Source organism: Enterococcus sp. FDAARGOS_375, from assembly GCF_002393265.1.
GTDB lineage: Bacteria > Bacillota > Bacilli > Lactobacillales > Enterococcaceae > Enterococcus_D > Enterococcus_D innesii.
This window is the reverse complement of record NZ_CP023515.1, coordinates 1144611-1157793: the sequence shown is the minus strand read 5'-3', so window position 1 is coordinate 1157793 and position 13183 is coordinate 1144611. Positions and strand designations below refer to the sequence as shown.

Here is a 13183-nt window from a genome sequence, read left to right as displayed (position 1 = left end):
CTAGTAGCATCTAATTTGCTTCCGCATCGATAAGGAAACACCTTGTGTTCAAAAAGAAAGCGCTATCTATTATGATGGCATTATCAACCCATTGCCATGCTAAATCAGGTGAGCAACTGTTTTATTCAACGTAAGGAAAAGCAGTCCTACACCATTATTTAGCAGCTACTGAACATAGATAATGAAAATGAGTGTATTCGTTAAGGAGGAAAACAATATGAAAAAAGCATTGATCATTTGTGCAGGAGGCATGTCTTCATCTGTCATTGCCAAAAAAACGACGGAATATTTTAGAGAGCGAGGAAAAGCGATCGAACTAGATGCCACTTCTGCATCACAAGGAGCAGCCACGATCGCCAAAGATGACTACGACTTATACTTAGTCAGCCCGCAAACCAAAATGTATTTTGCGAATCTAGAAAAAGCTGCCATCAAGCACCAGCGGCCAATCGTGAATATTCCGCCTCAAGCCTACGTACCGATACCGATGGGCATTGAAAAATTAGCTGCTGTGGTAGAACAAAATATCAAATAGCAGTTCAAACAAGTAGCCAGATGAAAATAGGTTGATGAAAAAGGTTGATGAATAATGTTGAGTAAAAAAGAAATCATCATGCTAAAGATGCTCTACCAAAACCGTAACACCTACATTAGCAGCAAACAGATCGCAAATCAACTGGGGGTCTCGGATCGGACTGCTCGCAAGTACGTTCAAGGTCTGGGACTTATCCTGAGGAACCATAAGATAGGTCAAATTTGTGCCAAGCAAGGACAGGGGTATCGCTTGAATATCAGTGACCAGCGTTCCTTTGATCGATTTTATACAGAGAAGACTAACCTCAGGCCAACAGCTGATGATCTAACCACAATCAATGAAGCCAATGACCGGCAATATTTTTTGCTAAATCAATTATTATTTGGCCACAAGCCCGTTTTTGTTGATGATTTAGCAGCGGATCTATGTGTTTCACGCTCGACGATTTCAAATGATATCGTTGAAATCAAGCAATTATTAAAGCCTTATACGATCGAGTTGAAACATCGAACCAGTCAAGGCATTTATGTTGAAGGATCTGAAAATAGTCTGCGGCATTTCATCATGAATTACTTTTTCATGAATCGCCTGCAAGACAATCTTTATGCTTTCTCGATGTACAAACATCTGTTAGAAGGTATAGCGATCGAGGAGATCGTGATCATCGTCTTGGACACCTGTCGTAAATACTTTTTGAAACTCTCTGATTTTATGATCTATACGATCGTCCTGCATATAGGCTTAGCGATAAAACGGCTGCAGTCGGGCTTCGAGATCCAGTTGCATCCACAGGATCCTGAATTGGAACAAGAAGCAGAATACCAGTCGGCTATAGAGATCGTTGAGAAGATTCGACAACAAATGGGCATTGCTTTGCCACCAGAAGAGGCTTTTTATATCGCCATTCACTTAAAAAATAAGCTAGTTTCCGAAACTATCCGCGAACAGATCGATTTAGATGACAATGAGGTCAAACAGCAGCTCTTAGCTGTTTTGCATAAAATCGATCAAGAAACCGGCTTTTGCTTAGCCGAAGATCCATTGTTGATAGAAGGGCTGATGATGCATATCACCCCCTTATTGCAACGATTGAACAACGGCACGAGTATGGAGAATCCTTTGCTAGGTACGATCAAGAAAGACTACAATGATTTTTTTCAGCTAACAATTCGGTATTTTTCAGATGTCCCCTTCTTTGCCCCTTATAAAGTGACCGAAGGAGAGCTTGCCTATTTGACGATGCATTTAACTGCTGCGATGGAACGCTTAGCGAATCAACAAAAAGCCAAGGTATTAGTGATCTGTGCAACGGGGATCGGTAGTTCACAGATGCTAAAAAACCGTTTAGAACATGAACTTGGTTCAAAAATCGTGATTGAAGATATGATCAGTTATTACGAAATCAGTGAACAAAAACTAGCAGGGATCGATTTGATCATCTCGTCCATCAAAGTACCAGATGTGGTTTTAAATATCCCCATCGTCACCGTCAGTGTTTTTTTAGATAAAAAAGATATCCAAAAAATCAATCGCCAGTTGAAGCAGTATAAAATCAAAAAACAGTATGGCAGCATATTGAAACAACAGTCGAAATCTTTATCTGACAAGGAGCGGGAATTGATTGAGACCAGCTTTCACTCAGAACTTTTTCTGCGGATAGAGGAAGAGACTGACAAAGCGACTGTTATGGATCAGTTGCTGACGAAAATTGAAGACTTGGAAAAACGCTCAGTGAAAGAAGCGCTAGGTAAGCAGCTTGCTTTGCGGGAAGCGTATAGTTCAGTCGCTTTTTCTGATCATTTGGCGGTGGCACACCCCATTGAACCAATTACCAATGACGCATATGCGGCCGTTGCTATTGTGAAGAAGGGCATAAAATGGGATGACGAGCATGACCAGATCCAGCTGATTTTCTTGCTTTCTCCAGATCGATTGGGGCAAGTGGAATTGAATAAAATCAGTCAACTGTTAGTACCAATTATTGAAAATGAGTCATTTAAAGATGCACTCATAGCAAGTGGTGATTTTGAACATTTTATGAAATGTTTTATTGGGTATCACCTAGAAGCACATATATAGCACATGTAAGGGAGAAAGAACAATGGAATCAGAAAAATTACAAGAGACCGCTTTTCAAATCATTCTTAGCAGCGGGGATGCCCGGACGATCGTTCATGAAGCCTTTCAAGCGATGCGCCAAGGGACTTTTGATACAGCACAAGCAAAACTGGATCAAGCAAATGAAGCGTTAGTTGATGCTCATAAAGCGCAGACTGGCTTATTACAAGAATATGCTAGCGGTGAAAAAATCGACATGGAGATCATCATGGTCCATGCACAAGATCACCTGATGACAACGATGACTTTACGAGAAGTGGCGATTGAAATGCTGGCGTTATACCAGCGAGAGCGGTAGAAAGGAAGGGAACAAATGACCAATCAAGAACAACAGAAAAAAATGGCAGAAAAAAATTTTCGGTTTAATCGCTTTTTATTTCTAAGGTATGTATTAGCAGTGTTTTTCTTTGCAAATCTTTATTGGTTATTGGCTGCGATTGCCAGCAATGCCCTACTCTTGATTCTTCCGCTGTCGCTGTTGGTTTTGGCTATTTTGGCAATTGGAGAATACGTGCGTCTTTATGGCAACCACTCAGAGCAAATAGCAGAAAACCTACGATGGACGCGCTTGTTTTATCTTTGTCAACTGACGATGAATCTCCTTTTATACGTCGTTTGTTTCTTTTCTCCTCTGTTTTCATTCGTTTTTCCTTTTCTTGATAATACACTGGTCAATCGAGGGGCTCTTGCGCTCTGGCTGGGTGTGGGATTGGCATTAGCTGCGTTATGTTTGCAACGTGTAAATAAGATCCGCCGCAAAAAAGATACGTATTACGGATATATCAAAGAATACAAAAAACTCATTGAAGGGAAGTAGTTACAATATGGAACAATCAAATAGCAAGTTGTTCAGTCTCTTAGAAACGGCCGTCATGGGTCCGTTAGGAAAAGTGGCACAGTTCAAAATCGTACGTGCCATCATGGCTGCTGGGATGGCTTCGATTCCTTTTACCATCGTTGGCTCGATGTTTTTAGTTATCAATGTGCTGCCGCAGACCTTTACCTTTTTAGAAGATTTCTTCAATAATACTTTTTTCAGAGTCAGTGATTTGTATATGCTGGCAAACAGCACGACAATGGGACTTTTGGCCTTATATTTTTGTATCGTTCTCGGCTATGAATACACCAAGATCTATGCGGAAGAAGAAGAGCTGGATCTTGCCCCTATGAGTGGGGCGTTACTATCAATGTTTGCCTTTTTCATGTCGATCCCGCAATTGATGATCGTGGACGGTAGCATGTCACGGATCACCGATCAAGAAAATGCCATCATCAATGGTTGGGCGATCGGTGGCGATGGGGTGGAACGATTAGGGACGACAGGGATTTTTACCGGTATCATTATGGCGGTGTTGGCCGTTCAGTTGTACCGTTTATGTGTGACGAAAAAATGGGTCATCAAAATGCCTGAAGAAGTCCCATTAGGGGTTGCCCGTGCCTTTACAGCATTGATTCCCGCCTTTGTTGTGGCCTTCACGGTTCTTATCATCAATGGCGCATTAGTTGCAGCAGGAACGGATATTTTCCAAATCATTGCGGTACCTTTTGGGTTTGTTACCAATTTGACCAACAGTTGGTTAGGGTTGATGGTGATTTACTTTTTAGTCAGTGCATTATGGTTAGTAGGGATTCATGGTGCAAATATCATTTTCTCTGTCTTGACACCGATCACCTTAGGAAATTTGACAGCGAATGCCGAAGGCGCCAACTTTGCATTAGCAGGCGAGTTTAACAATGCGTATGTGACTGTTGGCGGTTCTGGGGCAACATTAGGACTTGCTTTATTCTTGGTTTATCTAGCGAAATCAAAACAATTGAGAGTGTTAGGAAAAGCTTCGATCATTCCAGCGTTATTCAATATTAACGAGCCGTTGATTTTTGGGATTCCCTTGATTTACAATCCTTTCTTGGCGATTCCCTTTTTCTTAGCACCGATGGCGTCTGCATCGATTGCCTATTTTGCAATCGAATTGGAAATCATTCGGCCGATGATCGCCCAAATGCCTTGGCCGTCCCCAATTGGTATCGGCGCATTTATTGGAAGTGGTGGCGATTGGAAAGCTGCAGTTTGTGCTTTCTTATGTGCAGGCGTCGCCTTTTTGATCTACTTCCCATTCGCTCGTTCTTATGATGCAGGCCTAGTCAAGCAAGAAGCCCAAGAAGGGGAGCAAGCAGCATAAATTGAAAGGAACAAGAAAGAAACGTCCACACGGGCGTTTCTTTTTTTAAGCGTTCTATTCTGTTTTTTTTCGATTCGATGGTACGATGAAACTAGCGAGTCATGAAAAAAAGAAGGAGTGGAGAACATGAAATTTTTAATTTGGCTGGTCTGTGTGATCGGCATTGAAGCAACAGGAATCATCTCGAGTTTGTTTGCAGGGGACATTGCCGGAACGTATGCGCAAATGGAAAAACCCTTTTTGGCCCCTCCTGGCGGGATCATTGGGATTGTTTGGACGATTTTGTATGCTTTTATGGGAACGGCGTTGTATCTACTGATCGTAGCCAAAGTCAATCCAGCACTTAAAAAAAATGCCTATATCTTTTTTGCGATCCAGCAAGTATTAAACTTCTTGTGGAGTATTGTTTTCTTTGGCTGGAATGCTTACTGGGCTGGAACCATCATTATTGTCTTGTTAGTGTTATCAGTGATTATCTGTATGATCCTCTTTGCCCGTATCGACAAAAAAGCGATGTACTTGTTTATTCCTTATTTGATTTGGTGTTTGTACGCAGGCTACTTAACGATCGGCTTAACTTTATTGAATACCTGATAGAAAAACCCTCTTCCAACGACACGTTTGGAAGAGGGTTTTTGTTTTAGATATAGTCTTCAGTCAATTCCATAAAGCTGGCAACATCTTTTAGGACCATGTCGATCCCTGCTTGCCAGAAGTCTGGTTTCGTTAAATCGACACCAAGGTGTTTTTGTGCCAATTCTTCGGTGGTCATTGAAGCAGTATCTTGCAATAACGCAATGTATTCTTCTTCAAAACTAGACCCTTTTTCATTGGCATACGCGTAGATCCCCATACTAAAGAGGTAACCAAAGGTATACGGGAAGTTGTAGAACGGCACATCGTCAATAAAGAAGTGCAATTTGGCTGCCCAGAAATGTGGGTGATAAGTCGCTAACCCATCGGCATAGCTTTCTTTTTGCGCCGCTGTCATCATTTCCGTGATTTGTTCCGCTGAAACCAAGCCCTTTTGACGAGCTTGATAGAAACTGTTTTCAAAAATAAAGCGTGCGTGGATGTTCATGAACATTGCGATCGCATTTTGCATTTTGGCATCCAATAGATTGATTTTTTCTTCTTTTGTTGTTGCTTCTTTAAGGGTTGCATCCGCAACGATCAATTCAGCAAAGGTACTTGCTGTTTCGGCAACGTTCATGGCATAGTTGCGATTTAATTCCGGCAGCTCCCAAAGAACGCTGCTGTGAAACGCGTGACCGAGCTCATGGGCGAGCGTCGCTACTTCGTTGACTGAATTGCTGTAGGTCATGAAAATACGAGATTCTTTGGTTTCTGGCAAGCTGGTGCAATAGCCGCCAGGACGTTTGCCCGGACGATCTTCTGCTTCGATCCAGCTTTTTTCAAAAGCAACTTGGGCAAAATCAGCCATTTTCGGGCTGAACTTACGGAAGTTGGTCAAAATAAAGTCAGCTGCTTCATCAAAGGTATAGGTTCTTTCTTCCATGTCCCCAAGAATGATTGGCGCATCTTGGTCTTGCCATTCCATTTTTTCTTTGCCGAAAAGCTGGGCTTTGCGGGTCAAGAAATCAACGATCGGCTGTTTGTTTTTTTGGATCGTGCCCCACATAGCATCCAATGTCGCTTTTTGCAGACGATTGTATTCTAATGGTTCCTTCAAGTAATCAGTGACACCGTGAAGTTTGAAGGTAGAGAGGCGGAAACCGTCTAAGTGGTTCAAGGTATCCGCAAAGAGGTCTTCTTTTTCTGCCCACGTCTTTTCCCAAGTATCGAATAAACGCGCACGAACTTCCGGATCAGGATCGCCCATCATTTTATTGAAGGCTTGACCAGCTGACAACTTGATCGTCGTGCCGTCTTCTTGCAGGAAAGGAATTTCGATTGAGGCAACGATTGTATCGTAATGTTGGCTCCAAGCATTCAAGCCATCTAAATTTAAAGTGTTGATGATGGTTTCTTCTGCCTCGGATAACAACTCTTTGCCGTCGCGGCGAATCTCGCTTAAACGAAAAGCGACAGATGCTAAGTTTTCTGCTTTAACTAGTGCTGTCCAATCATCCTCAGAAATTTCTGTCAATTTTTTTGAAAAAACGGTTTGTGCTGCTTGCAGTGCTGGCAATTTTGCATAGAGGTCACCCGTCAGGATTTTGGCTTTGCTGTCATTGACATTGGCTGAAAGCAAGGCATTGATAAAGCTGCCACATTGTGAAAATCCTTGATTGATAGTTGCGGATAAATCAAGTAACTCTCCTAATTTTGCTGCATCGTCTTCGCTGTTGGGCGACCATGCATCGACTGTTGTTCGGTAATTTGCAATTTGTTCTTCCAGTTGGCTCATGCGTTCTTTTAATTGAACAGAATCGCTGCCTCCCGGAAAGATTGTTTCTAGATCCCAATTGATTGAATAGGTCATTCCTATCAAACCCCTTTCTTTTCCTTCGATCTTATTAAGTATAGCATAACGAAATTTGGTCGCAACCATCAGAATCCTTATGAAATAAGGGTTTTTGATGAAACTGTACCAAAAGCAAAAAATGGAATGTATATCTCCTTGATCTATTGATAGGGCGGAAAAACGTCAAAAATAAAAAAACTATTACATCCTCATCAAATTCTTAGAAAAAAAACGATGGATAAATATTACATATGAAAAAAAACAGCGAGTAAAAAAACGTCTGAAGAGCGATATTCGCTTTTTCATGCATAATGCCAAATCCTTTGCGAAAAGAACACGAAATATACCACTACGAAAGCGTATACAATTAGGTAGCATAGAGGCGTAAACAGAAGAAGGAGGAAGAAAAATGCCAAATGCTATTCATGTTTTTTCAGAGATTGGACGCTTGAAGCAAGTCATGCTTCACCGCCCTGGTCGGGAATTGGAGAACCTTGTTCCTGATCATTTGAACCGCCTGCTATTTGATGATATTCCTTTTTTGGAACAAGCCAGAGCAGAACATGATCGGTTTGCGGAAGTCCTACGTCAAAATGATGTGGAGGTGTTGTACCTAGAAGATTTAGCTGCTGAATCACTCACGTCACCAGAAATCAAACAGCAATTTCTCAAGGATTATTTAGCGGAAACAACGATCCAAAGTCCCGAGATCATCAAAGAAGTCACGGATTATTTTCTGTCTTGCGACAATGATCGGGAACTGATTGACAAAACCATGGCTGGTTTAGCCAAAAATGAACTGGAGCTGCCAAACACCCAGAGCCTCGCTGGGACCGTGGATGATCAATACCCATTTCTGATCGATCCAATGCCGAATTTGTATTTTACGCGCGATCCCTTTGCGACGATTGGAAACGGCGTTTCGTTGAATCGCATGTATTCAGAAACAAGACGGCGCGAAACGTTATACGGCAAATATATTTTTGCTCATCATCCAATGTTTCAGCAAAATCCGCCTCATATGCTTTATGATCGCGCCCAACCAACCCGCATCGAAGGTGGCGACGAATTAGTTCTGTCAAAACATGTGCTGGCGATTGGTATCTCGCAACGAACGGATGCCGCTTCGATTGAGCAGCTGGCCCGCAAAGTGTTCGAAAATGAGCCAAGCTTTGAATATGTCCTAGCGTTTGACATTGGTCAAGAGCGCAAATTCATGCATTTAGATACGGTATTTACAATGGTCGATCATGACAAGTTTACGATTCATCCAGAAATCGAAGGAGAGCTGACGGTTTATTCAATCTCACGAGCAGGTGATGGGGTGACGATCAAAGAAGAAAAGGACACGTTGGAAAATATTTTATGTCGCTATCTAGAACTGAATGCGGTTGAATTGATTCGTTGCGGTGGCAGCGATTTGATTGCAGCGGCTCGGGAACAGTGGAATGACGGTTCGAATACTTTAACGATCGCACCTGGCGAAGTCGTCGTATATGACCGCAATACCATCACCAATCAGAAGTTGGCAGAAGCTGGCATCAAATTGCACAAAATCTCCGGCAGTGAATTGGTTCGCGGTCGTGGCGGCCCTCGTTGCATGAGCATGCCATTTGTTAGAGAAGATATTTAAATCAGAGGAGGAATCATCGATGGAACAAGTATTTAAAGGAAGAAGTTTTTTAGCAGAAAAAGATTTTACGAAAGCCGAGTTAGAATACCTCATTGATTTTTCAATCTATTTGAAACAGTTGAAAAAACAAAATATTTCTCATCGCTATTTGGAAGGCAAGAACATTGCTCTTTTGTTCGAAAAAACATCGACTCGGACACGGGCGGCCTTTACGACAGCTGCCATCGATCTTGGTGCCCATCCAGAATTTTTAGGCGCGAATGATATTCAGCTAGGCAAAAAAGAATCCGTCGAAGATACAGCAAAAGTTTTAGGCAGCATGTTTGATGGTATTGAGTTTCGTGGGTTCAGCCAACAAGTCGTTGAAGATTTAGCCAAATTCTCCGGTGTTCCTGTTTGGAATGGCTTAACCGATGAATGGCACCCAACCCAAATGATCGCTGACTTTATGACCATCAAAGAAAACTTCGGTACCTTGGAAAACATTACGCTAGTTTATGTGGGTGACGGTCGGAACAATATGGCGAATAGTTTGTTAGTGACGGGGGCGATTTTAGGGGTCAACGTTCGTATCTGTGCAACAAAAGAACTTTTCCCAGCGCAAGAAGTGACAGATTATGCCAACGAATTTGCTAAAGAATCTGGCAGTCAGTTGATGGTAACGGACGATATCCAAAAAGGTGTTAAAGATGCAGACGTCTTGTATACCGATGTTTGGGTGTCAATGGGGGAAGAAGACCAGTTCGAAGAGCGGGTGAAGCTGTTGAAAGATTACCAGATCAACCGCGAAATGGTGATGGCTACCGGAAAACAAGACGATGGCTTGATCGTGCTTCACTGCTTGCCAGCGTTCCATGATACGAATACGACGTATGGAAAAATGATCGAAGAAAAATTTGGCATTTCTGAAATGGAGATCACAGACGATATTTTCCGTAGTCACTGGGGTCGTCAATTTGAAGAGGCTGAAAACCGGATGCACTCAATCAAAGCGATCATGGCAGTAACCTTAGGCGATCTATTTATTCCTAGAGTGTAAGAAGGAGCAGTGAGCAGATGAGTGAAAAGAAACCAACGATCGTTGTCGCCCTTGGCGGCAACGCCATCTTAGCAGAAGATGCCAGTGCCAAAGGGCAAAAAGAACGGCTTAAACAGACGGTCGAGTATTTAATTCCCTTGATCCGAAAAGACGTCAATTTGATCATTACTCATGGGAATGGTCCCCAAGTGGGAAACCTGGTTTTGCAGCAGCAAGCGAGCGATTCTAGTAAAAATCCAGCGATGCCTTTAGATACCTGTGTCGCTATGACCCAAGGCAGTATTGGTTATTGGTTGCAAAATGAGCTGAGAACCCAGTTGAAAGCAGCTCAAATAGCGAAGCCGGTGGTGACTGTGGTCACGGAAATTACAGTCGATGCCCAAGATCCAGCATTTGCCCATCCGACAAAACCGATCGGTCCTTTCTTAACGGAAACGGCTGCCAAAGAAGTCATGGCGGCAACAGATGCCATCTATCGTGAAGATGCTGGTCGTGGTTGGCGGAAAGTCGTAGCCAGTCCTGCACCACAAGCGATCCAAGAAGTTGCCAGCATCAAAGCGCTGATTGAACAAAACACGATCGTCATTTGTGCAGGAGGCGGCGGCATTCCCGTGTTAGACAATGGCCTGGGTGTTGAAGCCGTGATCGATAAAGATTTTGCTTCTGAAAAATTGGCTCGTTTGGTCGATGCGGATCAGCTGATCATTTTAACGGGCGTAGAAAAAATCGCTTTGAACTTTGGCAAGGAAAATGAGCAGTGGTTGGATCATGTGACCGCCGCTGAATTGGAAACCTATGTCGATGAAGGCCATTTTTCACCAGGTAGTATGTTGCCGAAAGTGCAAGCCGCTTTGAACTTTGTCAAAATGGGGGCGGAAAAACAGGCAGTGATTACTTCTTTAGACAAGCTGGCGGACATCGAAGACGCTGGTACGCAGATCACCTGGAAATAAGCGAAGCAGCAAAGCAAGACCCAAAACATTGGAGTGAGAAAAATGATCGACCACCAAATAAAAGATCCATCAACAAGAGTGAACAGCTTTCAATGGCTGGAAGAAGAAAATCAGCAGCGGTTGAAAGAGCATATTTACTGCCGTACGTACAAAAAAGGCCAGGTACTTTTTTATGAAGGCGACGTAAGAGATCGGATATTCCTCGTGATAGAAGGACTTGTGCGGATCGAAAAAACCGACGGAACTGATTCCTATTGTTATGTAGATTTTGTTGGGCCTGATCAGTTATTTCCTTTGATTGGCTTGTTTGAAAGAGACAACTATGATGTATCGGCATTCGCTGCAACAGACATTGTCGTGCAGTTTGCAGCGATGTCGCTGTTTGAACCGCTAGTTGTTTCGTCTACAAGTCAGTTGCTGTGGCTCAATCAGCAAATGAGCCGTCAATTGGAAAAACAAAGACGCCGTGTCGAGTATTGTGTCACCTCCAGTGCGCAAACAAGAGTCGTCAATACGATTGGTCTTTTGATGATCGAACATGGGCAGACACAAGGTGAGCAGATTCGCATTCCTTTTCCCGTTTTTATCAATGATATAGCCAAGTACAGCGGAACGACGCGAGAGACAGTCAGTCAAACGCTCAAGGCGCTCGTGCATAAAAGAAAGATTTACTATCGCTACAAAGAACTCATTATTTATGACCAGGATTATTTTTCTCATGTTGCCAAATAATGGCTGGCAGCAAATAGGATTGATTCAATAAAGGGGGAACACAGATGAAAAAAAAGCAAAAAGAAAAAAAGTCGCTGACATCGTTCAGTATCTTATTTCTGATCATTATCGCCTTGACGGTCGCTTCCTGGCTTTTAGCAGGGCAGCCTTTTGCGCCTTCTTTACCAGCAGGCCAAGAAGAGATGGTCAGCCAAGTGGTAGGTGCCAAGTTTTCTGATTTCTTTATGGCGCCTTTTAACGGATTTCGTGATGCGATCGAGATCTGTGTGTTTATTCTCTGTTTAGGTGGTTTTTTGAATATCGTCACGCGAACAGGCGCTTTGGAAGCCGGGATTCAACATTTGGTCAAAAAACTCAAAGGCAATGAGTTGATTTTGATTCCGATTTTAATGATCCTGTTTTCGATCGGCGGCTCCACTTATGGAATGGCGGAAGAAACGATTCCTTTTTATTCCTTATTAGCAATCACGATGGTGGCATCAGGTTTTGATACGATCGTCGCAGCAGGAACCGTTATGCTGGGTGCTGGAGCTGGCGTGATTGGCTCCACCGTCAATCCCTTTGCGACCGGCGTTGCGATGGATGCCTTGCGAAGCATCGATATTGCCCCAAACAACGGCACGATCTTAGTAGTCGGGGCAATGCTTTGGTTAGTCACGACCGCATACTGTATCTTTGTAGTGATGTCTTATGCCAAAAAAGTCAAAGCTGACAAAGGGTCGACGATCTTATCGCTGCAAGAGCAAAAAGAAATGGAAGAACATTTTGTCAAAGACACGAACGAAGCCTTGGTGTTTACGCAAAAACATCGCCTGATTTTGACGATTTTTGGCTTATCCTTTGTGATCATGGTGGTTTCCTTGATTCCTTGGGGCGACTTTGATATCCATGTGTTTGACGGTTGGACCGCCTTTTTGACCGGCAATAGCTTCGGTGAATGGTATTTTGGTGATTTGGCCATGTGGTTCTTCTACATCAGTATCATTATCGCGTTGATTCAAGGGTTCTCAGAAAAAGAAATCGTGACCAACTTTATTGATGGGGTCAAAGACATTTTATCAGTGGTCTTGATCATCGTTGTGGCACGGGGTGCTTCCTATATTATGCAGACGACCTACTTGGATCTGTTTATTTTGGATCGGGCTTCTCATCTTTTAGAAGGCTTATCGCCCGTCCTGTTCGTGATTGGCGCCTACATTTTGTATTTGCTCTTATCGTTCTTGATTCCATCAACTTCCGGACTAGCGTATGTATCGATCCCAATCATGGGGGCCTTGGCGCAAAGCATCGGACTCAATCCGAACGTTATGGTGATGATCTTTACTGCTGGTTGCGGATTAGTGAATTTGATCACACCAACTTCTGGCGTCGTGATGGGGGGATTGGAGCTGGCTCGGGTCAACTATTCCACTTGGACCCGCTTTATGCGCAAACCGTTACTTGTGATTGGGGTTTCGAATCTGCTGATCTTGATCTTCTCGATGCTCTTCCTATGATAGGCAATCTGTCTTGCTGCTCCCCCACTGAGTGAGAGGTTCTGCTTATTTAATAAGATCTGAGAGGAG

General features: G+C 43.1%; 12 protein-coding genes. 11 read left to right on the top strand and 1 reads right to left on the bottom strand.

Annotation, left to right across the window (positions count from 1 at the left end; genetic code table 11):
* Positions 1 to 217 precede the first annotated feature (217 nt).
* The 6 genes from CO692_RS06590 to CO692_RS06565 all read left to right on the top strand — a co-directional run bounded on the left by CO692_RS06590 (position 218) and on the right by CO692_RS06565 (position 5427).
* Positions 218 to 535, top strand: a complete 318-nt coding sequence (locus tag CO692_RS06590; protein WP_096741869.1) for a PTS cellobiose transporter subunit IIB — start codon at positions 218 to 220, stop codon at positions 533 to 535.
* A 54-nt stretch (positions 536 to 589) separates the two neighbouring features.
* Complete coding sequence (locus CO692_RS06585; protein ID WP_096741868.1) at positions 590 to 2614, top strand: BglG family transcription antiterminator; 2025 nt, start codon at positions 590 to 592, stop codon at positions 2612 to 2614.
* Positions 2615 to 2636: 22 nt separating this feature from the next.
* The gene (locus tag CO692_RS06580; RefSeq protein ID WP_096741867.1) at positions 2637 to 2951 is read left to right on the top strand and encodes a PTS cellobiose transporter subunit IIA; all 315 of its coding nucleotides are present in this window, start codon (positions 2637 to 2639) and stop codon (positions 2949 to 2951) included.
* 15 nt (positions 2952 to 2966) lie between these two features.
* Positions 2967 to 3470: a hypothetical protein gene (locus tag CO692_RS06575; protein ID WP_096741866.1), complete on the top strand. Its 504-nt coding sequence runs from the start codon at positions 2967 to 2969 to the stop codon at positions 3468 to 3470.
* 7 nt (positions 3471 to 3477) lie between these two features.
* The gene (celB, locus tag CO692_RS06570; RefSeq protein WP_015510511.1) at positions 3478 to 4833 is read left to right on the top strand and encodes a PTS cellobiose transporter subunit IIC; all 1356 of its coding nucleotides are present in this window, start codon (positions 3478 to 3480) and stop codon (positions 4831 to 4833) included.
* Positions 4834 to 4959: 126 nt separating this feature from the next.
* Positions 4960 to 5427 carry a TspO/MBR family protein gene (locus tag CO692_RS06565; protein ID WP_096741865.1) on the top strand — a complete coding sequence of 156 codons (468 nt, stop codon included), beginning with the start codon at positions 4960 to 4962 and terminating at the stop codon, positions 5425 to 5427.
* Positions 5428 to 5473: 46 nt separating this feature from the next.
* On the opposite strand, the gene CO692_RS06560 is transcribed toward CO692_RS06565, so the two are convergent.
* Entirely contained in the window at positions 5474 to 7279 is a 1806-nt protein-coding gene (locus CO692_RS06560; protein ID WP_096741864.1) for a M3 family oligoendopeptidase, read from the bottom strand.
* A gap of 391 nt (positions 7280 to 7670) precedes the next feature.
* On the opposite strand from CO692_RS06560, the gene arcA reads away from it, so the two are divergent.
* The 5 genes from arcA to CO692_RS06535 are packed head-to-tail and all read left to right on the top strand — an operon-like array spanning position 7671 to position 13114.
* On the top strand, positions 7671 to 8894 hold the full coding sequence (gene arcA / locus CO692_RS06555) for an arginine deiminase (protein ID WP_086291565.1): 1224 nt from the start codon (positions 7671 to 7673) through the stop codon (positions 8892 to 8894).
* 19 nt (positions 8895 to 8913) lie between these two features.
* The gene (gene argF / locus CO692_RS06550; protein ID WP_096741863.1) at positions 8914 to 9933 is read left to right on the top strand and encodes an ornithine carbamoyltransferase; all 1020 of its coding nucleotides are present in this window, start codon (positions 8914 to 8916) and stop codon (positions 9931 to 9933) included.
* Positions 9934 to 9950: 17 nt separating this feature from the next.
* Positions 9951 to 10886, top strand: coding sequence for a carbamate kinase (arcC, locus tag CO692_RS06545; RefSeq protein ID WP_096741862.1), 936 nt, complete (start codon positions 9951 to 9953; stop codon positions 10884 to 10886).
* A 42-nt stretch (positions 10887 to 10928) separates the two neighbouring features.
* On the top strand, positions 10929 to 11618 hold the full coding sequence (locus CO692_RS06540) for a Crp/Fnr family transcriptional regulator (protein WP_096741861.1): 690 nt from the start codon (positions 10929 to 10931) through the stop codon (positions 11616 to 11618).
* A gap of 44 nt (positions 11619 to 11662) precedes the next feature.
* A complete protein-coding gene (locus CO692_RS06535) occupies positions 11663 to 13114 on the top strand; it encodes a YfcC family protein (RefSeq protein WP_086291568.1) in 1452 nt (483 codons plus the stop codon).
* The last annotated feature ends 69 nt before the right edge of the window (positions 13115 to 13183 follow it).

Excerpts from the sequence above, each read along its gene's own strand:
- CO692_RS06590 (WP_096741869.1), top strand. The coding sequence starts at position 218 with ATGAAAAAAGCATTGATCATTTGTGCAGGAGGCATGTCTTCATCTGTC.
- CO692_RS06585 (WP_096741868.1), top strand. The coding sequence starts at position 590 with ATGTTGAGTAAAAAAGAAATCATCATGCTAAAGATGCTCTACCAAAAC.
- CO692_RS06580 (WP_096741867.1), top strand. The coding sequence starts at position 2,637 with ATGGAATCAGAAAAATTACAAGAGACCGCTTTTCAAATCATTCTTAGC.
- CO692_RS06575 (WP_096741866.1), top strand. The coding sequence starts at position 2,967 with ATGACCAATCAAGAACAACAGAAAAAAATGGCAGAAAAAAATTTTCGG.
- celB (WP_015510511.1), top strand. The coding sequence starts at position 3,478 with ATGGAACAATCAAATAGCAAGTTGTTCAGTCTCTTAGAAACGGCCGTC.
- CO692_RS06565 (WP_096741865.1), top strand. The coding sequence starts at position 4,960 with ATGAAATTTTTAATTTGGCTGGTCTGTGTGATCGGCATTGAAGCAACA.
- CO692_RS06560 (WP_096741864.1), bottom strand. The coding sequence starts at position 7,279 with ATGACCTATTCAATCAATTGGGATCTAGAAACAATCTTTCCGGGAGGC.
- arcA (WP_086291565.1), top strand. The coding sequence starts at position 7,671 with ATGCCAAATGCTATTCATGTTTTTTCAGAGATTGGACGCTTGAAGCAA.
- argF (WP_096741863.1), top strand. The coding sequence starts at position 8,914 with ATGGAACAAGTATTTAAAGGAAGAAGTTTTTTAGCAGAAAAAGATTTT.
- arcC (WP_096741862.1), top strand. The coding sequence starts at position 9,951 with ATGAGTGAAAAGAAACCAACGATCGTTGTCGCCCTTGGCGGCAACGCC.
- CO692_RS06540 (WP_096741861.1), top strand. The coding sequence starts at position 10,929 with ATGATCGACCACCAAATAAAAGATCCATCAACAAGAGTGAACAGCTTT.
- CO692_RS06535 (WP_086291568.1), top strand. The coding sequence starts at position 11,663 with ATGAAAAAAAAGCAAAAAGAAAAAAAGTCGCTGACATCGTTCAGTATC.